Annotated in this window: 18 protein-coding genes; 10 read left to right on the top strand and 8 right to left on the bottom strand. The window is 65.1% G+C overall.

The annotated features are described in order from the left end of the window. The coding region (murA, locus tag ACOJSI_RS13655) for a UDP-N-acetylglucosamine 1-carboxyvinyltransferase (RefSeq protein WP_420138844.1) at positions 1-1,193 on the bottom strand (1,193 nt) is incomplete at its 3' end. Positions 1,194-1,349: 156 nt separating this feature from the next. Between murA and ACOJSI_RS13660 the strand changes: the two genes are divergently transcribed. Beyond that, entirely contained in the window at positions 1,350-2,084 is a 735-nt protein-coding gene (locus ACOJSI_RS13660; protein WP_420138845.1) for a Crp/Fnr family transcriptional regulator, read from the top strand. Positions 2,085-2,100: 16 nt separating this feature from the next. On the opposite strand, the gene clpS is transcribed toward ACOJSI_RS13660, so the two are convergent. From clpS to ACOJSI_RS13675, 3 genes are all read right to left on the bottom strand, one after another. Further along, positions 2,101-2,451, bottom strand: a complete 351-nt coding sequence (gene clpS / locus ACOJSI_RS13665) for an ATP-dependent Clp protease adapter ClpS (protein ID WP_420138846.1) — start codon at positions 2,449-2,451, stop codon at positions 2,101-2,103. A gap of 148 nt (positions 2,452-2,599) precedes the next feature. Then, on the bottom strand, positions 2,600-3,064 hold the full coding sequence (locus ACOJSI_RS13670; RefSeq protein ID WP_420138847.1) for a DUF3592 domain-containing protein: 465 nt from the start codon (positions 3,062-3,064) through the stop codon (positions 2,600-2,602). Further along, a complete protein-coding gene (locus ACOJSI_RS13675; protein ID WP_420138848.1) occupies positions 3,061-3,960 on the bottom strand; it encodes a LysR substrate-binding domain-containing protein in 900 nt (299 codons plus the stop codon). Before ACOJSI_RS13675 ends, ACOJSI_RS13670 begins: the two co-directional genes overlap by 4 nt. A 162-nt stretch (positions 3,961-4,122) precedes the next feature. Here ACOJSI_RS13675 and ACOJSI_RS13680 point away from each other — a divergent pair, with 162 nt between their 5' ends. Genes ACOJSI_RS13680 through ACOJSI_RS13690 form a run of 3 tightly spaced genes read left to right on the top strand, consistent with a single transcriptional unit; the run spans position 4,123 to position 9,872 of the window. Then, positions 4,123-7,326: an efflux RND transporter permease subunit gene (locus ACOJSI_RS13680; protein WP_420138849.1), complete on the top strand. Its 3,204-nt coding sequence runs from the start codon at positions 4,123-4,125 to the stop codon at positions 7,324-7,326. Next, entirely contained in the window at positions 7,319-8,488 is a 1,170-nt protein-coding gene (locus ACOJSI_RS13685; RefSeq protein ID WP_420138850.1) for an efflux RND transporter periplasmic adaptor subunit, read from the top strand. Before ACOJSI_RS13680 ends, ACOJSI_RS13685 begins: the two co-directional genes overlap by 8 nt. Next, a complete protein-coding gene (locus tag ACOJSI_RS13690) occupies positions 8,475-9,872 on the top strand; it encodes an efflux transporter outer membrane subunit (protein ID WP_420138851.1) in 1,398 nt (465 codons plus the stop codon). The genes ACOJSI_RS13685 and ACOJSI_RS13690 overlap by 14 nt, the downstream gene beginning before the upstream one ends. Positions 9,873-9,891: 19 nt before the next feature. On the opposite strand, the gene ACOJSI_RS13695 is transcribed toward ACOJSI_RS13690, so the two are convergent. Further along, a complete protein-coding gene (locus ACOJSI_RS13695; RefSeq protein WP_420138852.1) occupies positions 9,892-10,344 on the bottom strand; it encodes a VOC family protein in 453 nt (150 codons plus the stop codon). A gap of 160 nt (positions 10,345-10,504) precedes the next feature. Here ACOJSI_RS13695 and ACOJSI_RS13700 point away from each other — a divergent pair, with 160 nt between their 5' ends. Further along, complete coding sequence (locus ACOJSI_RS13700) at positions 10,505-10,789, top strand: hypothetical protein (RefSeq protein ID WP_420138853.1); 285 nt, start codon at positions 10,505-10,507, stop codon at positions 10,787-10,789. A gap of 14 nt (positions 10,790-10,803) precedes the next feature. Next, complete coding sequence (locus ACOJSI_RS13705; protein ID WP_420138854.1) at positions 10,804-11,025, top strand: hypothetical protein; 222 nt, start codon at positions 10,804-10,806, stop codon at positions 11,023-11,025. A 28-nt stretch (positions 11,026-11,053) separates the two neighbouring features. Here ACOJSI_RS13705 and ACOJSI_RS13710 read toward each other — a convergent pair whose 3' ends face one another. Continuing rightward, a complete protein-coding gene (locus ACOJSI_RS13710) occupies positions 11,054-11,437 on the bottom strand; it encodes a hypothetical protein (protein WP_420138855.1) in 384 nt (127 codons plus the stop codon). A 293-nt stretch (positions 11,438-11,730) separates the two neighbouring features. Between ACOJSI_RS13710 and ACOJSI_RS13715 the strand changes: the two genes are divergently transcribed. From ACOJSI_RS13715 to ACOJSI_RS13730, 4 genes are all read left to right on the top strand, one after another. Continuing rightward, positions 11,731-12,114 (top strand): hypothetical protein, encoded by a 384-nt coding sequence (locus ACOJSI_RS13715; protein WP_420138856.1) that lies wholly within the window; start codon positions 11,731-11,733, stop codon positions 12,112-12,114. A 132-nt stretch (positions 12,115-12,246) separates the two neighbouring features. Continuing rightward, positions 12,247-13,515, top strand: a complete 1,269-nt coding sequence (locus tag ACOJSI_RS13720; RefSeq protein ID WP_420138857.1) for a hypothetical protein — start codon at positions 12,247-12,249, stop codon at positions 13,513-13,515. Between the two features lie 30 nt (positions 13,516-13,545). Beyond that, complete coding sequence (locus tag ACOJSI_RS13725; protein ID WP_420138858.1) at positions 13,546-14,781, top strand: FAD-dependent oxidoreductase; 1,236 nt, start codon at positions 13,546-13,548, stop codon at positions 14,779-14,781. Between the two features lie 100 nt (positions 14,782-14,881). Then, on the top strand, positions 14,882-18,715 hold the full coding sequence (locus ACOJSI_RS13730) for a LamG-like jellyroll fold domain-containing protein (protein ID WP_420138859.1): 3,834 nt from the start codon (positions 14,882-14,884) through the stop codon (positions 18,713-18,715). Here the strand turns inward: ACOJSI_RS13730 and ACOJSI_RS13735 are convergent. Further along, positions 18,668-19,855, bottom strand: a complete 1,188-nt coding sequence (locus ACOJSI_RS13735; RefSeq protein WP_420138860.1) for a DUF885 family protein — start codon at positions 19,853-19,855, stop codon at positions 18,668-18,670. The two genes, ACOJSI_RS13730 and ACOJSI_RS13735, sit on opposite strands and share 48 nt — an antisense overlap. 36 nt (positions 19,856-19,891) lie before the next feature. After that, complete coding sequence (gene kduD, locus ACOJSI_RS13740; RefSeq protein ID WP_420138861.1) at positions 19,892-20,647, bottom strand: 2-dehydro-3-deoxy-D-gluconate 5-dehydrogenase KduD; 756 nt, start codon at positions 20,645-20,647, stop codon at positions 19,892-19,894. Between the last annotated feature and the right edge of the window lie 109 nt (positions 20,648-20,756).

The raw sequence follows: 20,756 nt of genomic DNA on the forward strand, positions 1-20,756 counted from the left end.
GAGACCTGCGTCTCGCCCTTCGCGGCAAGGCCGGCCAGAACCAGGCTCATCGAGGCGCGCAGATCGGTGGCCATTACGGGCGCGCCAGTCAGGCGGTCCACGCCCTTCACGATCGCGGTTCGGCCATGGACCTGAATGTCGGCGCCCATGCGGGTCAGTTCCGGCACGTGCATGTAGCGGTTCTCGAAGATCGTCTCGGTCAGTACGCTCGTACCGCCGGCAAGCGTCAGCATCGCCATGAACTGCGCCTGCATGTCGGTCGGGAAACCTGGGAACGGCGCGGTCGACAAGGTCAGCGGCCGCAGTCGGCCATCCGCCGAAACGCGGATGCCGTCGGCCTCTTCGCGGACCGCCAAGCCGGCTTCGGAAAGGCTGGCGACGATGGCGGCCATATCCTCCGCATCGGCCCCTTCCAGCAGCAGATCGCCCCCGGTGATGCCGGCGGCGCAGGCATAGCTGCCCGCTTCGATCCGGTCCGGCATGACGCGGTGCGTCGCGCCGTGAAGGCTGGCCTTGCCCTGGATGACCAGACGTTCGGTGCCGATGCCGGCAATGTCCGATCCCATCGCGACCAGGCATTTGCACAGATCGGTGATTTCGGGTTCGCGCGCCGCATTGTCGATCACCGTCTCGCCGCTGGCGAGCGCGGCGGCCATCAGCGCATTTTCGGTCGCGCCCACGGAAACGAGCGGGAAAACGATGTGGCCGCCCTTCAGCCCGCCGTTGGGGGCGATGGCGCGAACATAGCCCGCCGCCAGCTCGATCTCCGCACCCAGCGCTTCGAGCGCCTTCAGATGAAGGTCGATCGGGCGATTGCCGATGGCGCAGCCGCCCGGCAGCGACACCGTCGCCTCGCCTTCGCGGGCGAGCAACGGCCCCAGCACCAGGATCGACGCCCGCATCTTGCGCACGATCTCATAGGGCGCGGTGGTCGAGGAGATATGGTCGGCGTTGAGCGTCATCGCCCGCTCCGGCGAATTGCCGCGCTGGCCGGCCATGGTGGTCGAGACGCCGAGCTCGTTCATCAGGTGGCCGAAACCCTCGACGTCCGCCAACCGCGGCAAATTGGTCAAGGTCAACGGCTGATCCGTGAGCAAGGCACACGGCAGCAAGGTGAGCGCCGCATTCTTGGCGCCTGAAATCGGCACCCGGCCTTCCAACCGGTTGCCGCCGCGGATAACGATCCTGTCCATCGGCGCTGCTGTAATGGCTCGGGGCGCGCGTGCAAGCGTGGCGACCGTGCGCCACCCTCGGCAATTATTTCAATCCATCGCGAGGGTTGATGCGGGTTAACGTCTCCAGCGCCGTTGCCACGCTAGACGCGCCGCAAACGGGGGACGCGAAACTGAATGGGCGAGAGCTGCCTGGCCGAACATCTCGGCCGTTACGGAGAATTGACCGCTGCCGAAAAGGAAGCATTGGACGGCCTGACGGCGGGCGCCCGTCACTATAAGCGGGGCACCGTGATCCGGCAGGAGCATGGCACGCCGGGTGACATTTATGTCGTCCAGAGGGGCTGGATTTTCTGCTCCGCCTTGCTGGAGGATGGCCGGCGCCAGATCGTGCGGCTCCACTTCCAGGGCGACCTGCTGGGCCTGGACAGCCTTGCTTTCGCCAGCGCGCCCGATGCGGTCACCGCGCTCACCGATGCGGATGTTTGCCTGATCGACCGTGGGCGTCTCGGCCAGCTCTTCTCGGATCATCCTCGCCTCGGCGCGCTTTTGTTCGCGGTCCAGCAAGTGGATCGGGTAACCCTGACCGATCGGCTCATTTCGCTGGGACGCGCGTCCGCGCGCGGGCGGGTTGCGGCATTGCTCTTGTGGATTGCCAGCCGGTTGCGTTTCTCCGGCCTACCGGTCGACGACGGATTTGCGTTGCCGCTGACGCAGGAAGAGATTGGCGATCTGACCGGGCTGACCGCGGTTCACGTCAATCGGACAATGCGGGTTTTGAGCGAGCAAAGTCTGATTGCCCGGTCCGGCTATTCGCTCCGCATCCTCGATACCGAGCGGCTGGCCCGCCTCGCCGATTATCATGATCGGCGCGAAGTGCTCGATCGAAGCTGGTTACCGCCCGCCCGCTAAAAGGCGGCCGGAGCAATCACGCTTTTTCGAGCGTGCACTGAAGCGGGTGCTGGTTCTGCCGGGCGAAATCCATCACCTGCGACACCTTGGTCTCGGCAACCTCATAGGTGAACACGCCGCACACCCCAACGCCGCGCTGATGCACGTGCAGCATCACGCGAGTCGCATCTTCCAGGCCCATCCGGAAAAAGCGCTGCAGACACAGAACGACGAACTCCATCGGCGTATAATCGTCATTCAGCATCAGCACCTTGTACAGCGACGGCTGCTTGGTGCGCGTGCGCGTACGCGTAGCGACGCCGAGACCGGTGCCTTCGTCATCGCCATCCTTGTCGGTGGCCATCGTGATGGGTTCATAGACTGTCATGCTTACGATGCAGAATATGGCATTGAAGGCCTTGGCGGCAAGATGCCTGTCGCGAGAAAGCGTCGTGCGGGGCAGTTTTTGAGTCCTGCCCCAGGCCGATCTGAGAGCGACCCGAGGCAAGCGCTCTGCCAAGCAACGGTCAGCCAGGCTATTCCACTTTCACAAGCCAGCCCAATCTGACGGCAAGTGCCGAAGCGATTGTAACAAATCCTGCGAACAGAGCGGCCAGCGGCACCGTCCAGATCGCTGCCACGCGATCAATGCTTGGATCCTCGGTGGGAGCGGCAGGATCGTACCGCACCGGTACGTCGTCTCCGACCCGCCAGGCCGCAACCAATCCGCCCTGGGGGAAGCTGACTTTCGGGCCCGTCGCCGTAACGAGTTCGATCTCAGGATGGCTTCCGCCGGCATTGAGTCTGGACACATGCCCTGGTGCCGCGACCGACCTTTGGAGCCAGCGCCATGTGCTGAACGCCGTCCACGCAGATGCCGCCAGCAGGACAACCCCGACGAAGACTATGATCCTATAGCCCACGATCAACCCTGATTTCTGGATGGTCGTACGGACGCCCGGCCGGGCACTTATTTCTGCCGGGCAATCCAGCACCTTCACGATCCGCTGTTGTCTTGCACGATGGCGTCCAGGAAATGCCGGGCCGGAACGCTCAGCCGCTCTTGCTGGTGGACCACCCACATCGCCGAATTGGCGGCGGGATCGTCATATTCGCGATAGACCAGGCCGGCGGATTGGAGCGCGCGGAGCGACTGGGCCACGATCGTGATGCCGATGCCGGCGGCGACCAGGCCGAAGAGCGTGGAGACCTCGCGGACTTCCTGCGCGACGATCGGCTGCACGCCTTCGATGCGCATCAGCCGCAGCAATTCCTCGGTGAAGCCGCCGTTCAACCCGCGCTGATAGACGACCATCGGCTGGGCATCGAGCTGCTGAACGGAAATCCTGTCATGGATGGCCAAGGGATGATCCGGTCGCATCGCCACAACCAGGCCTTCGCGCATGAGCAGCCGTGCGGCCGCCCCGACCGGCACCTCCGGCTCCCGCAGGCTGCGCAGGAACCCGATCTCGATCGATCGGGCCGCCAGTGCGTCGCGCAGCCCGCTTTCGGAAAGCTCGGACAGCGTCATATGCACTTCGGGATAGGCCATGCGGAAATCGTGAATCGCGCGCGCCACCGGCGGCACGAACGGCGCGGAGGCGTTGAAGCCGATGGTCAGTTCGCCCAGTTCACCGCGCGCCGCGCGCCGGGCCACCATGATCGCGCGTTCGGCCTGCGCCAAGGTCGCGCGCGCCTCGTGCAGGAACAGGGTCCCGGCATCGGTGAGTGCCACGGCTCGGCTGGTACGGTCGAACAGCTGCACCCCAAGCTCGCCCTCCAGCGCGATGATCTGCTGGCTGAGCGGCGGTTGGGAGATGCCCAGGCGTGTGGCCGCACGCCCGAAATGCAGATCCTCTGCCACGCCGACGAAGTAGCGAAGATGGCGAAGCTCCATAAGACCGATACTTAGAACGTCTCAATCAAGCTGCAACCGATATTGGACTGATCGGTAGCTTAGTCCGATTTCGCCGATCAGCCCCCTGCTCCGCACTGTGGCTGCGTGCCTTCGCTCCCGCCCTGGCTTCCGCTTCAGCTTCCCGTCCGCCGAAAGTCGTCCATGATCGGCATTGTTCGCATCGCCCTTCTTCGCCCGCTGACGTTCATCGTTATGGCCATCCTGATCCTGATCGTCGGCGTGCTTGCCGCGATCCGCACGCCGGTGGACATCTTCCCCAATATCGGCGTGCCGGTGATCGCGACTGCCTGGCAATATCAGGGCCTGTCTCCAGCAGATATGTCGGGGCGGATCGTGACGCCGTTCGAACGCGTGCTGACGACGACGGTCAACGACATCGATCATATCGAAAGCCAGTCGCTGCCGGGCATCGGCGTCATCAAGATCTATTTCCAACCCGGTGCCGATATCCGCACCGCCACCGCGCAGGTGACGTCGGTGTCGCAGAGCGTGCTGCGCCAGCTGCCGCCGGGCATCACGCCGCCGCTGATCCTGAATTACAACGCCTCGACCGTGCCGATCCTGCAGCTGGCTTTGTCGGGCAAGGGCCTGTCCGAAGGGCAGATGTTCGACATCGGCCAGAACCAGGTCCGCACCGGGCTGGTGACCGTGCCTGGCGCCGCCATCCCCTATCCCTCGGGCGGGCGCACGCGCCAGGTGCAGATCGATCTGGATCCGCAGGCGCTGCAATCCAAGGGATTGTCCGCGCAGGATGTCGGCAACGCCATTGCCGCGCAGAACCAGATCACACCGGCGGGCTTCGCCAAGATCGGCAACTTCCAATATAATGTCGCGCTCAACAACGCGCCGAACTCGATCGACGCGCTGAACGATCTGCCGATCAAGCAGGTCAATGGCGCGACCGTCTTCATGCGCGACGTTGCCCATGTGCGGGATGGATCGGCGGTGCAGACCAACGTCGTCCATGTCGATGGCTCGCGTTCGGTGCTGATCACCATCCTCAAGAACGGCGCCACTTCCACGCTCGCGATCGTGCAGGGGATCAAGGACGCGCTGCCCAAGATCCAGGAGACGCTGCCGGCCTCGCTGAAGATCGTGCCGATCGGCGATCAGTCGCTGTTCGTGAAGGCGGCGATTTCCGGCGTGGTCAAGGAAGGCGTGATCGCCGCAGCGCTGACCAGTGCGATGATCCTCCTGTTTCTGGGTTCGTGGCGATCGACCGTGATCATCGCGGTATCGATCCCGCTCGCCATCCTGAGCGCGATCATCGCTCTGTCCGCGACCGGCAACACGCTCAACATCATGACGCTGGGCGGGCTCAGCCTGGCGGTCGGCATCTTGGTCGACGACGCGACGGTGACGATCGAGAATATCAATTGGCATCTGGAACAGGGCAAGGGCGTCAAGCAGTCGATCCTCGACGGTGCCGCGCAGATCGTGACGCCTGCATTCGTCTCACTGCTCTGCATCTGCATCGTGTTCGTACCGATGTTCTTCCTGCCGGGCGTCGCGGGCTTCCTGTTCGTGCCGCTCGCGCTGGCGGTCGTGTTTGCGATGATCGCGTCGTTCATCCTGTCGCGCACGCTGGTGCCGACGATGGCGATGTATCTGCTCAAGCCGCACAAGCCCGGTGACGACGAACATGCCGCCGGCAGCGCCACATCGCGTAACCCGCTTGTTCGCTTCCAGCGCGGCTTCGAGGTCCGGTTCGAACGGGTCCGCACCCGCTATGGCGCGCTGCTGGAACGCGCCTTGCACATGCCCAAGCCGTTCGTGATCGGCTTTTTGGCGGTCGTGCTGCTGTCGTTCCTGCTGGTGCCGTTCCTGGGCGAGAATTTCTTCCCCTCGGTCGATTCCGGCCAGATCGCGATGCATGTGCGCGCACCGATCGGAAACCGGATCGAGGATACGGCCGCCCATTTCGACCGGATCGAGCGCCGCATCCGGCAGGTCATTCCCCCCGATGAGCTGGTGTCGATCGTCGACAATATCGGCCTGCCGGTGAGCTCGATCAACACGACCTACAACAATTCCGGCACAATCGGACCGCAGGACGGCGACGTCCTGATCCAGCTGGCGGAGCATCACGGGCCGACCGCCGATTATGTGCGCAAGCTGCGCGAGACGCTCCCCAGCGCCTTTCCGGGGTCGACCTTCGCCTTCCTGCCGGCCGACATCACCAGCCAGATCCTGAACTTCGGTGCACCCGCGCCGATCGACATCCAGGTGACCGGCAAGGACGATGCCGCGAACAACGCCTTTGCCCGCAAGATTCTCAAGCGGATCGCCGCCATTCCGGGCGTCGCGGATGCGCGCATCCAGCAAAGCTCGCGCTACCCGCAGCTGAACGTGAACGTCGATCGCAGCCGTATCGGCCAGCTCGGTCTGACCGAGCGTGACGTGACGACCAGCCTCGGCAGTTCGCTGGCCGGCACCCAGCAAAGCGCCCCGGTCTTCTTCCTCAATCCGGAGAATGGCGTGTCCTATCCGGTGGTGGCGCAGACGCCCGAACGGCAGATCGCCTCGATCAGCGACCTGTCCAACGTGCCGGTCACCGGCGCGCAGGGCAGCACGCCGCAGGTGCTGGGCGGCCTCGCCACCATCGCGCGCGGTACCTCGCCGGCGGTGGTCTCGCACTATAATATCGCGCCTGCGATCGACATCTACGCAACGCCCAATGGTCGCGATCTCGGCGCGATCGCTGGCGACATCCAGCATGTCATCGCGTCGCTGAAAGCGGAGCAGCCCAAGGGCGTCAGCGTCACGCTGCGCGGCCAATATGCGACGATGAAGACCGCCTTCTCCGGCCTTGGTTTCGGCCTGATCGGCGCGATCGTGCTGATCTATCTGCTGATCGTGGTGAACTTCCAGAGCTGGCTCGACCCGTTCGTGATCATCACCGCGCTGCCCGGGGCGCTGGCCGGCATCATCTGGATCCTGTTCGTGACCGGTACGACGCTTTCGGTGCCGGCGCTGACCGGCGCGATCATGTGCATGGGCGTCGCGACGGCCAACTCGATCCTGGTGGTCAGTTTCGCCCGCGAAAAACTGGCCGAGCATGGCGAGGCGCTCCGTGCCGCGCTGGAAGCCGGCATGACCCGATTCCGCCCCGTTTTGATGACCGCGCTGGCGATGATCATCGGCATGCTGCCGATGGCGATGGGCTTTGGCGAGGGTGGCGAGCAGAATGCGCCGCTGGGCCGCGCCGTGATCGGGGGCCTCGCGATCGCGACCTTTGCCACGCTCATGTTCGTGCCGGTCATCTTCAGCCTCGTGCACAAGAACCGCCGCGTCGCCGCCGCGCCGACGCTGGATGACAGCCCCCTGGAGGAAGCTCATGCCTGAACAGGGCAGCACCGGATCACTCAAGAAGATCGGCATCATTGCCCTGGTGGTCGCGCTGGCGATCGTGGCATGGGGCCTGTTCAGCCGCTGGCACCACGATCAGCAACTGGCGACCTGGACCGACGCGCAGGCGGAGCCGGCCGTATCGCTGATCCGCCCCACCGATATGGCCAAGGGCGACGGCCTGACCCTGCCGGGAACGCTCCAGGCCTATAACAGCGCGCCCATCTTCGCGCGGACGAACGGCTATGTGCGCCGCTGGCTGGTGGACATTGGCGATCACGTCAATGCGGGTCAGGTGCTCGCCATCCTCGACGCGCCGGAGGTCGACCAACAGCTCGCCGCCGCCCGTGCCGACCTTCAGACCGCGCGGGCCAATCAGGATCTCGCCCGCTCCACCGCAGCACGCTGGAGCAATTTGCTGTCGAAGGATGCCGTCTCCAAGCAGGAAGCCGACGAGAAGCAGGGCGATCTGAAGGCGAAGACCGCGGCGGCGAACGCGGCGGCCGCCGACGTCGCGCGACTGAGCGCCACCCAGGGCTTCACCCGCCTGGTCGCGCCTTTCTCGGGTACGATCACCAGCCGCTCGACCCAGATCGGCCAGCTGGTCTCAGCGGGCACGGCAGGATCCGTGCCGCTGTTTACCGTGTCCGACATCAGCCGCATCCGTATCTATGTGCGCGTCCCGCAAAATTACTCGGGTCAGATCCGCGTCGGCATGCCGGTGACGATGACCCTGCCCGAATATCCGGGCCGCACCTTCACCGCCGCGCTCACGCGGACCGCCGACGCCGTCGACCCCGCATCGGGGACAGTGCTGGTCGAGCTGCAGGCCGCCAATGGCGATCGCGCGCTGAAGCCAGGCTCCTACGCGCAGGTCAGCTTCCCGCTGCACGGATCGGCCGGGGCGGTCGAGCTGCCCGCCAGCGCACTGATCGTAGGCCAGAACGGAACGCAGGTGGCGCTGCTCGGCCCCGACAACAAGGCGATCATCCGTGCCGTGACGGTCGGTCGGGACAATGGCGCGACGGTTGAGATCACCGCCGGCCTGTCGCCCAACGACCGCGTGATCGACAGCCCGCCCGATTCCCTCCAGGCGGGTGACAAGGTCCGCATCGCACCGTCCGCTCCTGCCGGGAAAAAGCCCGATGCCACCAAGTAAGAGCGCGCTGTTCGCGGCGGCCGCGCTCGCCCTGTCCGGCTGCTCGCTGGCGCCCGACTATCGGCCGCCAGCGGCCCCGTCGGCACCGGCCTATAAGGAAGTCACCGGCTGGCAACCGGCGGGCAGTGCGGTGGCGCCGGCAGGCCAATGGTGGCAGGCCTTCGGAGATCCTACGCTGAACGCGCTGGAGGCCCGGATCGAGGCCGCCAATCCGAACCTCGCCGCCGCCGCCGCCCGCTATGCCCAGGCCCGTGCCTTGGTGGGTGAGGCGCGCAGCGACCTGTTCCCGTCGGTCGACGCGCAAGCGTCCAGTGGGCGCAGCCGGGTCTCCGCCAACCGCCCGTTATCTCCCGGCACGGCCGAGACCTATACCGCGACCCAAATCGGCGCCTCCTTGTCCTATGAACTCGATCTGTTCGGGCGGGTGCGCAACAACATCCGCGCGGCACAGGCCGGTGCCCAGGCCAGTGCGTCGGATTTGGCCGGGGTTCGGCTGGGTCTGCAGGCGTCGCTCGCCAGCAATTATTTCGACATGCGCGGCCTGGATGCGCGCATCGTCCTGCTGCGTGAAACGGTGCAGGCCTTTGGGCGTGCTTCGGATCTGACCAACACGCGGCATCAGGGCGGCATCGCGTCGGGTATCGACGTGAGCCGCGCCGACGCGCAGCTGGCCAGCGCGCGATCGGAGCTGGATGCGGTCCTCGCGGACCGCGCCAATCTGGAACATGCCATTGCCGTGCTGGTCGGCGAAAGCCCCTCCACCTTCGCCGTGCCCGTAGCCGACATCGACCTCGCGCCACCCGCCATCGCGGCCGGAATCCCGTCCACGCTGCTGGAGCGGCGGCCGGATATCGCCGCGGCCGAGCGGCGCATGTATCAGGCCAATGCGCGGATAGGCGTGGCGCGCGCGGCCCTGTTCCCCAGTGTGTCGCTCGGAGCCTCAGGCGGCTTTGAAAGCACCGGCCACAGCCTTCTGTCCGCCTCCAGCGGCTTTTGGGCGCTGGGTCCGATCGGCGCGGCATTGTCCCTGTTCGATGGAGGCGCGCGCCGGGCCCAGGTCCGTCTGACGCGGGCGGAATATGAAGAGGTGGCGGCCGACTATCGCGCGACGGTGCTCACCGCCTTCCGCGAGGTTGAGGATGATCTGGCACTCAGCCGGCAATTGGCCTTGCAGGAGCAGAACCAGCGTGCCGCCGTTCGCGCTGCGGAGCGGACGCGGGACCTGTCGCTGATCCGCTATCGCGATGGGGCGTCCGATTATCTGGAGGTGGTGACCGCGCAGACGGCCGCCTTGGATGCGGAACGCGCCTTGCTGCAGGTCCGCACCCGGCGGCTTGGCGTACAGGTCGATCTCGCGCGCGCCTTAGGCGGAAGCGCAGGCTAAGCCGGCATGGGCGCCGCGCTTATGGCGCCGGCTGCCATAGCTCGATCTTGGTACCGTCGGGATCGAGGATCCAGGCGAATTTGCCACTCGGATCATTATCGTTGCGTTTGAGGATTGTGACGCCCTTCGCCTTCAGCCGCTCCAGGAAGGCGGCAAGATCGTCGACGGCGAAGTTCAGCATGAACTCCCGCGACGACGGGGCCAGATAGTCGCTCTTCGCTCCGAAAGCGTTCAGCGTAACCACCGGGGGATGACCTGCAGCGTCATAGGCCATCGTCGCGCCGCCCCACGCCTCGATCTTGATCCCCAATACGTCGCGATACCACGCCATCAACGCCTTGGGATCCCGGCTCCTAAAGAAGACGCCGCCGACCCCGGTGATGTGCCCGACCGGCTCCACCGCAATTGCGGGCGACGGCACAGCAGCGGTTAAAGTGATTGCCGCAACGAACGGGATAGGATTGGTCTTCATAGCGATGCCCCCTGCACATTTCATCTTATCATGGATTATGGTTCTAGATAGCTCTACCTCGTTGATCCTGAATTACATTGGAGAATCAGAACCGTAATCGCGCGCATTAAGGAGCCGAGGCGCGTTCAACGCGTTGGCTTGCCAGCAGAGGAGAGATGTCATGCGCGCAATTCCCCCGATATTAGCCTTGTGTCTGGCGCTCGCGGCATGCGGTTCCGGCAGTACTGGCGCCGGGCCGACCAATGACCAGGCCGGCGCGCTCGACAATGCCGCGCAGCAAAGCGACCCCGCTGCGGCGGCAGAGCTGCGCAACCAGGCCGACGACCTTCGTGCCGAGGGCACCGAGGGCAATGTCGCCGATCCGAATTCGCGCGCGCAGCAGGCGCTCCAGTCGGCCGGCAATGCCGCCGCGGCTAACCCCGCAAATGCAACCACCCCGCAGTGACCCGGGAGAACGACATGACCACCGACAAGGACAATCTGTCGACACAGAACCAGCCCAAAGGATCGGCCCGCAATCTGAGCGACACGCTGGACCGGCGTGACGAGGATGTCGCCCCGGGCCAGCGGCAATGGAGCGAGGACAGTCGCGAGCCGCCCGCGCGGGACGAGGACGCCGAAGCGGCCTTCAAAGCGGAACGGGATGCCGAACCGACCGATGAAGAGATGCGGTCGAAATAGGCGCCGAAGAAGCGGCCCCGCGTCTGCCTCAGCCCGCTGCGGCTGCGTCGGCCGGCACGACCTGCACGTCGAAGGCAAACCATGTTTCGGCGTCATGATCGAACAATTGCACGATCTGGTCGGCGACGTTGGCGACATAGAAGCTGGCCGAACCGCGATCATAGCCGCGCGCGCTATGGCCATCGATCTCCATCGATACGTAGCTGCTGTCGCCCTGGTGGAATAATTCGGGGAGCGTGCCGCCGAACTTCGCGTTGCGTTCGCCATCCAGAGCCTGCAGCCACCCATCGCGACATTCCGCCGCGATGCGCAGATGGCGGGCGCCAGCGTGATCATAAATCCCGGCGACCTTCTTGCCGGTAATCACGGCGAAGGCGGCAGCGGCAACGATGGCGCGGATATGGGACTGCATTCCTCCCTGTCGCACCCCGCAGCGGCGCGGATCAAGGATGTTGACGCGCATCTTAAGAAAAAATCTGACGATCAGGTCTGGGGCCGCCTTAACCATCCGAACTGAGGCGCCGACAACGACCGATCAGGAAGAATCTCCAAATCAAAGCCTTACCGCAACGGGGCAGCATCGGTGTCCGCCGCCCTCTTCTATGAGGCCGATCAGCCCTGAACGCGGGCTGCATTTACCGTTTCCGCACTATTCAGCGGACTCGCCCTAGCGGCCGTCGCGACAGGGGTACGCTGGAGCGTGACATGAAACATCTGTTTTTAGCATCGTCATCCGCTTTGTTATTGGCAAGCTGCGCCGGCGCGCAAATGCCCCCGCCCCCGCCGCCGCCGGGCGCCTACGCGCCGCCGCCATGGGATCGTGAGGCGTTCTGGCGTGGTGCCCCTCCCGGCCCGCTGGAGCGCATTCAATTCCTGCAGGAGCGGATCAATCGCGGCTATTCGGACGGCAGCCTCGATCCGCGGGAAGCGGCGCATGCCAATCGCGAGCTGAACGGTATCCGGCAATGGATCCGCAACATGCATTGGGAGGATGGCGGCCGCCTGACTCCCGATCAACGTGCACGCGTACAGGAACGGCTGGATCGGCTGAGCGGTGAGATACGCTGGATGCGTCACAACGGCTGGTAGCACGGCGGTGCGGGGCAGGTGCGGGTGCACGCTGCCCCAAACGTCTAGATGTTGTTCTTCGTGGCACCGGCGCAGATGTTGGAGATCCATGTGCCGATGCGGTCTGCATCATCAGCGAAAGGAAGGTCGCAGATGAAACGCTTCGCACTTCTGGCGGCATTGAGCCTGGGCGGCATCGGTATGGTCGCGCCGCAACCCGCGCGGGCCCAATTCTCGATCAACATCAGCGTGGGGGTCGCCCCGCCCCCTCTGCCGGTCTATGAACAGCCCCCCATTCCCGGCCCGGATTATATCTGGACGCCGGGTTATTGGGCCTGGGACGATTATGAGCAGGACTATTTCTGGGTACCGGGAACCTGGACGCTCGCGCCACGCCCCGGCCTGTTATGGACGCCCCCCTGGTGGGGCTGGCAGGACGGCGCCTATGCCTTCCACGCGGGCTATTGGGCGCCGCATGTCGGCTTCTATGGCGGCGTCTCTTATGGCTTCGGCTATACCGGCTTCGGTTTTGAAGGCGCGCGCTGGGTAGGAAACCATGTGTCCTACAACACGTCCGTGACGAACATCCGCAACGTCCACATCACCAACGTCTACAACAAGACCGTTATCATCAACCGGACGGTCAACAATATCAGCTACAATGGTGGCCCTGGCGGCGTGCAGGCACGGCCATCGGCGGCGCAGCTCGTTGCGCTGCACGAGCCGCACATCCCGCCGTCCCAAATCCAGGCGCAGCATTTCCAAGCGGCACGCGTGAACCGGCAATTGTTCGCCTCGGCGAACCATGGCCGCCCGCCGGTGGCCGCTTCGATGAAGCCGGCGCAATTCCATGGCCCCGGCATCGTTGCCGCTTCGCCGCGGACTGTGACCTATCATCCCCCGGCCAACGCCTCCGCCGTGCGGCAACCCACAGGCCACGGGAAGGCGGCCGACGCGGCCATGATGGCCGGCCCTGCGTCACAACGGCCTGTGCCACCTCAGGCTTATCAGCACGGCAATCCTGCTGCCCTGCAAGCGCAAGCCCGCTACGCCCACAATGCCGGCGATCCTGGCTGGGATCGTCCTCCTCCGGCTTATGCCAACCATTATGATCCGGCGGCGGCACGGCAAGCGGCGCAAGCCCAGGCGCGCTATGCGCATGCGACCAGCACTGCGGGCTGGAACCGGGATCCCTATGGGTATCCGCCTCGCAATCCAGGCATGGCCGCCCATCCTTATGCGCCCGGCGGACATGGCTATAATCCCTATACCAGCCACCCAAGTGGCTACCCGGCGCCCTACCGACCGGCGGTCGCGCATGCGCCGCCGCCAAGGCCGCAATATGCCGCAGCCCCGCGTCCCCGGCCGGCGCCGCCCCGGCCGGCGCCCCATCCGCAGCCGCATAAGGAGGAGCATCACTAGACCGCCAGGCGACGGCCCGTCCCGGCCGATATGGTTTACGGGACGGGCTATGGCGCGTTAGGGCGCGCCATGATGCCGATCGATATCGCGGTTGCCGGGTGCGGGCCGGCCGGGCTCGCCGCCGCCTTGCTGCTCGCGCGCGACGGCCACCGGGTGACGATATTCGAGCGGTTCGAAACCCCGCAGCCGGTGGGCTCCGGCCTGATGCTTCAGCCGACCGGGCTGGCGGTTCTGCGCATGCTGGGGCTGGATCGCATGCTGATCGAACGGGGATCGCAGATTGCGCATCTGTTCGGCCAGAACGCCCGGCAGCGCACCGTGCTCGACGTGCATTATGCCGCGCTCCGCCGCACCGGCGCTTTCGGTGTCGGTATCCACCGGGCAAGCCTGTTCGATGCATTGCATCAAGCCGCCGTCGCCGCGGCTATTCCGATCGAGACGGGGAGATCGATCTGCGAGACCGAGCAAAGCGGCGGCAAAAGATGGCTGCGCTTCGAGGATGACAGCCGCTCCGGCCCGTTCGACCTGGTCGTCGATGCGCTCGGCACCCGCACCCCGCTTGCGCCCCCGACCGGGCGGGCGCTCGCCTATGGCGCCTTGTGGGCGAGCCTGGACTGCCCGCCCGAAGCCGGCTTCCGCCGGGATACGCTGGCACAACGTTATCGCCGGGCCAGCGTGATGGCGGGCGTCCTCCCGATCGGAACGCCGCCCGGCGCAGCCAGCCCGAAGATCGCCTTCTTCTGGTCCTTGCGGGCGGATCAGCTCGCCGCCTGGCAGGGGGCCGGGCTGGACGCATGGAAAAGCGACGTCACAGCCCTGTGGCCGGCCACGGCCGCGTTGCTCGATCAGATCGATCGGCCGGAGCGCCTCACCTTCGCTGCCTACGCGCATCGGACATTGCCGCGGCCGGCAGAGACCGCCCTGATCCATATTGGCGACGCTTGGCACTCGGCCAGTCCACAGCTTGGTCAGGGCGCCAATATGGCGTTGCTGGACGCATATGGCGTATCCCTGGGCCTGCGCGCGGAGCGGTCGGTCGCAGACGCGCTGGCGCATGCCGTATCGCTACGCCGACGTCATGTACATCTTTACCAGCGCATGAGCGGCCTGTTCACGCCCGTCTATCAATCCGACAGCCACGTCATTCCTTTCGTTCGCGATACGATCGTTGGGCCGATGTCGAAACTCTGGCCGGCAACATGGATTCAGGCGGCAATGGTCAGCGGATTGATCGGGGGACCGCTGCGGCCGCTCGGCCTCGCCTGAATGTTTTTTGCCGCGAGCAGGTTACGCGCGGCCGAGCGCCGATTGTGTGACTGACATGATCATGATACCGGTGTCATAACAAGAGAGTGCGGAGAGTGCCTTGACCCGTAGCGCGTTATCGACGGCCTCCTGCCTCGCCATAATATCCTGCCTCGCCCATCAAGCACCCGCTTATGCTGCACCTGGGGAAAATGGTCTCCTCTTCTCCGCTTCGGCCGATCACGGTTTCGATGCGGAGGTCGCCGGCGGCGACAAACACCCCAATTTTCTCAATCATGTCGATCTTGCGCCCGACGGCCGCAGTGGCAGCGCCTTTCGCTGGCAGGATGATGGCGTGCTTTCGTGGAACGCGCCGGGCAACATCTATGGCAAGCGCGGCACACTCGCCTTCTTCTGGCGGTCGCGCACGCCGGTCGGCGTCGCCCCATTCGTCATTTTCCGCGTCGGCTTCGCCGACCATACCAGCTGGGACATGACCTTCCTGAGGATCGATTGGAACGGCCACGGTTTTGATGCCTTCGTCACCGATACCAACCTTGCGCGTGTGCGCGTCTCCTTCAAGCTCGATCAACTGCCGGCGCCCGATGCCTGGCATCATATCGCCTTTGGCTGGGACGAAACGGTCGGCGTCCGGCTGTTTCTGGACGGCAAGGAGGTGGCACGAAAGGACCAGACCGCCGACCTTGATACCGGGCTTGATCAATTCGGTCTCGCCGGCCGCGTCCTGTCACCGCACCAGGTGCAGAGCCGCTACAATTTCATGCGGGGCAGCGATGTCGATGAGCTTCGCATCTATGATCGGTTGCTGTCGACGGCGGACGTTGCCGCGCTGTCGCAATTGGCCGAACCGTCCCTGCCCCCCGCGCCGTCGGAGGCGGCGAAGCGCCAGGCGTGGCTGCATCGTTATGGCTGGGATCGGATGTCGCCGCCGGTTCTGAGTGCGCCCGTCACCCGCATCCGCAAGGTCGAGTTCGCCGTCGCCCGCGACATGAAGGAGGAGATGCGCAAGGGGATAGACGGGATCGACGAGACCACCTGGCCCGGCGTCTACAACCGCTCCCGCCTGCCCGGCCGTGACGATTATTTCGAGCTGCCGGATTGGAACGTCTATGTCGAAGGCGGCAAGGCCTATGATCTTGTCGTCCCGCCGAACGAGCGCTTCAACCGGATCGAGCTGCGCGGCGCGGCCTATGGCACGCTCAGCTATGCGGCCGACGGCAAAACCTATGCTCCGCTAGCCAAGCGCCCGCAGAATATCGTACGGTCGCTGGACGAATTCACGCCGCGCACGGGCGGCGCGTTGCGCTTCACCAATGTCGCGCAGGAAACGCCGATCCAGGAAATCTGGGCCTATGACGTCGGCCCGGGGACGGAGCCGGAAGGCACGTTCAAGCTCGATTATACCGTGCGGGCCGACGCGGCGCCCGATCGCCCCAGCCTGGCGAACCTCGTCCAGTTCATCGATGGCCGCTATCCGCCTGAAGAGCGCACCACCCTTCTCGCTCTGCCCACGAGCGGCAGTAAGACCGCGGCCGGGGCAGGCGACGCCGCCAGCACCGCAACCCGCGTGAAGCAGGCGCATGCGGCGCCGATCGTCCATATCCTGATCCCTTCCGGCTTCGGCGACGCGCTCCCGGCGCGGGCGCCGGCGCGCGCCTGGAATTATGGCTGGGAAAATGCGCATGACGGTCTCGACGGCGTCGCGATCGACATTCCGGCGATGGATCTCACGCCCGGCAAGGACGGGCTGATCCCGCTCGACATACGGATCAAGGATCCGATCTGGCCAGCCCGCGACATGATCGACGTGCAGGTGTCCGTGCGGCCCAGGCAGGCGCGGACGGTCTGGCTCGATCTGCGCGACCGGATCCTGACCGATGCGCCACTCTACCTGAGCGTCGCTTCTGCCGCGCCCGACTTTGGCGCCGATGCGATCGACGGCATGAAGGTGCGGCTGGTCTTCAAGGATCGCGATGCCGCCAAGATCGAGCATATCGCGGATCGCTTCAACCAGGTTAAGGACAATTGGGGCTTCCTGGTCGAGGAGCATACGGCCTCGAAGCGCGAGGCCCTGTACGCCAGGCTTTACGCCGACATCTCCGATCTGCTGCGCGTCGACCCCGATAATCTTCAGGGCCGACTCTATTGGCAGGACATCAGCTACAATGCCCAGTCCGCGCCGAAGATGCCGGAGCCCGCCAAGCCCGCCGGCACCCCGTCTTGGGCCTTCCGCCAGCTGGAGGATCTGAAGCTCGTGCGTCAGTTCGTCGATTGGTGGATCGACAACCGCCAGGTGCCCTATGGCGATTTCGGCGGTGGTATATCGGACGATGTCGATCTTACCCAGCAATGGCCGGGTCTCGCATTGATGGGCGTGCAGCCGGACAAGATCAACGCCTCGCTCCGCGCCTTGTCGGAGGCATCGTACAAGAACGGAATGCGGGTGAAGGGCCTGGGCTACATCACCACGGACGAGCTCCACGCCTATGAGGAAGGGCTCAACAGCGACGCCGAGCGCCTGTACCTGAACTGGGGGGAGCCCCGCTCGATCGAGCGGCTGATGATGACGACGAAGGCGCTGACCGACATCGTCACCGTCAATCCGGCCGGGCACATGCATTTCTCGTCCAACTGGTATGGCGGGCGGATCGTCTATCGTGAGGGGCCCTGGGAATGGCAGAAGCCCTATAGCTTCGTGGTGCTGCACGCGCCCATCCTGATGGGCCTATTCAACGGCAATCCGACGGCGCGCAACATGGTGACAGGCGTGATCGACGGCTGGCTGGCGCATGGCAAGCAGGCCGCCGACGGCAGCTGGACCTTTCCGAACGAGATCAACTGGCGCAGCGATGCCGAGCGTGTGGGCGACGGCGGCGGCCTTTCGACCCCGCTCCAACCGGCTTGGGCGGCCTGGCGCTTTACCGGCAACACCAAATATCTGCGGCCGTTACAAAGTCGGGTGCGATCGGGCGGCGCCGGCATCCTCAACGAGATCAATGAGAATGTGGCCGCCTTCGCAGGCGCGGATACGGTGATCGACAAGGCGATCGCGACCAAGCCGGCCAAAGGCGATTTCGGACTTTACAGCAACTGGAACGCGACGGGCGACCTGAATCAGCTCGATCAGCTGCATGCGGCCGCGATCCAGACGAAGCTGCGGCGCATGTATATGCTGACCGAGGGCCATTGGTGGAGCGACCGAGTCGAGCAGCCGAGCGACATCCTGCAGCGCGAACGGCTCGGCGGGATAGCCTTGGCGCGGGGACAGACCTATCCCGGCCATACCGTATCATGGCGGTTCGATCAGGACGACGACGCCGAGCGCGTCGCGTTATTGTTGCCGGGGGCTACACGCGACCATTTCAAGGTGATCGCCTACAATCTCGGCAGCGCCCCGGTCGCCGCGACCATGTCGACATGGAACGTCGCGCCAGGCCATTGGCAGGTGACGCGTCAGGTCGAAGGGGCCGCAGGGGAGCGGTCCGAAGTCGATCTGGAACGAAGTGCGTCGACGCGGGTGAACTTCGCGCCAGGCACGACCACGACCTACGAATTCCGTCTGTTGAAGGCGGGCACGCCACCGGAACAGCGTGCCGATATCGGCATCGGTGCTGACGATGTGCGCATCAGCGGCAAAAATGTGGACCTCACCGTGCACAGCCTGGGTGCGATCGACGCACCGAGCGGCGTTGCGACGATTGAAGATGCAACCGGCCAGGTGCTGGCGACGGCGCCGATCCGCCCGATGCTGGCGCCCCGCGATCTGCTGCCGCGCACGCAAATGGTCCGCCTGACGCTCCGATCTGCCCTTTCGACCGGCGCACACGTCCGCATCCGGCTGGCCGACGGAAGGCCGGAAGTCACCCAGCTCAACAATGATGTTGTGCTAGATCGCGTTGAAAAGGGCCAGCGGAAAGGCGCCATGCGCCAATAAGCGGTCGTGCAAGGCACGCACGTCTCTCCCACCCGCAAGGGCGCTTGCGCGCAATTGGGAGAAGCCGTGCCAATTGGCGGCTTGCCCGGCGAAGCCGCCGGGATCCGACCGCGCCTTGGCGATATCCTTTTCGAACGGCGCGAAGATCATCGGATCGCCCTGCAGCTCGCGCAGGAATGTGCCCGCATAATCGGGCGTCCAGCCGCGCAGATTCAGGCCGATATCGATCATAGCGCGGCCCAGCCGGAACAGCATCCACTGCAGATATCCGATCTCGGCCCGGCCATCTTGCGCGAACGCCCCCGCCTCCGCGGCGAGTTGTTCGGCGTAGAAAGCCCAGCCCTCGATGAAGCCGGACGCGGCGCGCAATCGCAGCGGATGCGGATTTGCACGCGCCTGTAGCGGCAACTGCAGAAGATGCCCCGGCAAAGTTTCGTGGTGTACGACGCTCGGCAAGGACCAGGCCGGCCGCCGCCTGATGTCATGCAGGTCGACGAAATAGGCACCGGGCGTCGATCCATCATAGGACGGGACGACGCGGTAGCCGGCCTTACCTGCCGCCTCTTCGGCCTGCGTCATTCTTCGGACGGCGATATGATCGACCGCAGGCGGCAACGTTCCGAACTGCGCCGACAGTCGCGCCCGCGCGGCAACAAGCCAGCGGTTCATCTCTTCGACCGCGGCGTCACGACCAGCATCGCTGTCCGGATAGAGGTAGCGCGGATCGCGCGCGAGCAGGCGCAGCCGCTCCGCCACCGAATTTCGCGTCAGACCCTCGGCCTGCAGGAGCCGGTCGAGCCGCGTCGTTATCGCATCCGCCCGGCGCGTACACCAGGCGAAGAGCGCGTCCGGGCTGATGTCCAGGCCCGCCTGCAGGCGTAGCTGGAGCAGGTACCGGGCTTTTGCATTGGTGGCCTGGGCCAACGCGACCTCAAGCGCTGCCCCGCGAAGTGCCGCTGCCACGTCCAGCGCCAGGCCGGGCGGCAAGCCGTTACGATCGATCCGGCGGAGCAGATCGATCCGCTCTTGTCCGTCAACCTTGGCCGCATCATCGAGCTGCGCGGATATGTCCGACACACGATCGCCGGCGCCCATACAGAAAAGTGCGCTGCCGGCCAGGAAGAGGCGCCGATCGATCATCGCTCATCCTCATCGCCGAAGCGGCAGCGCCCGGAATCAGCGCGCGAGCCATCCCCCGTCTACCGCCAGAACGTGGCCATTGACATAATCCGACGCGCGCGAGGCAAGGAACACGGCGGCACCGCCCAGATCGGACGGTTCACCCCACCGATTGGCGGGGATACGATCCAGAATCGCTTTGCTGCGATCCGCATCGGCCCGCAGCTGGGCTGTGTTATCGGTGGCGATATAGCCGGGTGCGATTGCGTTGATGTTCACACCGCGTGATGCCCATTCGTTCGCCAGCAACTTCGTGATCCCGGCCACGCCCGATTTGGATGCCGTATAGCTCGGTACGCGGATGCCACCCTGAAAACTGAGCATCGACGCGATGTTGATGATTTTCCCGCGCCCCTGATCCAGCATCCACCGGCCGGCGGCCTGGGAGAGGAAGAAGGCCGTCTTGAGGTTGATGTTCATGACATCATCCCAGTCGGCTTCGCTGAACGTGACCGCATCGTCCCGCCGAATGATACCGGCATTGTTTACGAGGATGTCGACGCTGCCGAGTTGCCCAACCGCCGTGGCAATGACCCGCTCGACCGGCTCGATGCTCAGCAGGTTCGCCTCAATGAACAGCGTCCGGCGCCCCATCGCTTGCGCCTTGGCGATCGTCTCGTCCGGCTGGAGATGGCCAACCAGCGCCAGGTCCGCCCCCGCGGCACCCAGGGCCAAAGCAATACCCTGGCCAATGCCGGTGTTGGCGCCGGTCACTACGGCGACCTTGCCGGTCAGATCGAAAAGATTAGTCATGCCGCCACTCCGTTCGCCTCGAGCGAAGTCGAGGGGCTTGGCCGAGCGCAGCCGAAGCTTCTCGTCTGCGCTCGAAAATGTGTCTCGACGTCGCTCGACACGATCGGAT

Origin of the sequence: Sphingomonas sp. (assembly GCF_048595155.1) — a bacterium.
In the GTDB taxonomy this organism is placed as follows: domain Bacteria; phylum Pseudomonadota; class Alphaproteobacteria; order Sphingomonadales; family Sphingomonadaceae; genus Sphingomonas_I.

Bases quoted from the DNA above. Each gene is read 5' to 3' on its own strand.
- ACOJSI_RS13695 (WP_420138852.1), bottom strand. From the start codon at position 10,344: ATGAAGACCAATCCTATCCCGTTCGTTGCGGCAATCACTTTAACCGCT.
- ACOJSI_RS13685 (WP_420138850.1), top strand. From the start codon at position 7,319: ATGCCTGAACAGGGCAGCACCGGATCACTCAAGAAGATCGGCATCATT.
- ACOJSI_RS13715 (WP_420138856.1), top strand. From the start codon at position 11,731: ATGAAACATCTGTTTTTAGCATCGTCATCCGCTTTGTTATTGGCAAGC.
- ACOJSI_RS13660 (WP_420138845.1), top strand. From the start codon at position 1,350: ATGGGCGAGAGCTGCCTGGCCGAACATCTCGGCCGTTACGGAGAATTG.
- ACOJSI_RS13690 (WP_420138851.1), top strand. From the start codon at position 8,475: ATGCCACCAAGTAAGAGCGCGCTGTTCGCGGCGGCCGCGCTCGCCCTG.
- ACOJSI_RS13705 (WP_420138854.1), top strand. From the start codon at position 10,804: ATGACCACCGACAAGGACAATCTGTCGACACAGAACCAGCCCAAAGGA.
- ACOJSI_RS13675 (WP_420138848.1), bottom strand. From the start codon at position 3,960: ATGGAGCTTCGCCATCTTCGCTACTTCGTCGGCGTGGCAGAGGATCTG.
- kduD (WP_420138861.1), bottom strand. From the start codon at position 20,647: ATGACTAATCTTTTCGATCTGACCGGCAAGGTCGCCGTAGTGACCGGC.
- ACOJSI_RS13680 (WP_420138849.1), top strand. From the start codon at position 4,123: ATGATCGGCATTGTTCGCATCGCCCTTCTTCGCCCGCTGACGTTCATC.
- clpS (WP_420138846.1), bottom strand. From the start codon at position 2,451: ATGACAGTCTATGAACCCATCACGATGGCCACCGACAAGGATGGCGAT.
- ACOJSI_RS13720 (WP_420138857.1), top strand. From the start codon at position 12,247: ATGAAACGCTTCGCACTTCTGGCGGCATTGAGCCTGGGCGGCATCGGT.
- ACOJSI_RS13700 (WP_420138853.1), top strand. From the start codon at position 10,505: ATGCGCGCAATTCCCCCGATATTAGCCTTGTGTCTGGCGCTCGCGGCA.
- ACOJSI_RS13725 (WP_420138858.1), top strand. From the start codon at position 13,546: ATGGTTTACGGGACGGGCTATGGCGCGTTAGGGCGCGCCATGATGCCG.
- ACOJSI_RS13735 (WP_420138860.1), bottom strand. From the start codon at position 19,855: ATGATCGATCGGCGCCTCTTCCTGGCCGGCAGCGCACTTTTCTGTATG.
- ACOJSI_RS13710 (WP_420138855.1), bottom strand. From the start codon at position 11,437: ATGCAGTCCCATATCCGCGCCATCGTTGCCGCTGCCGCCTTCGCCGTG.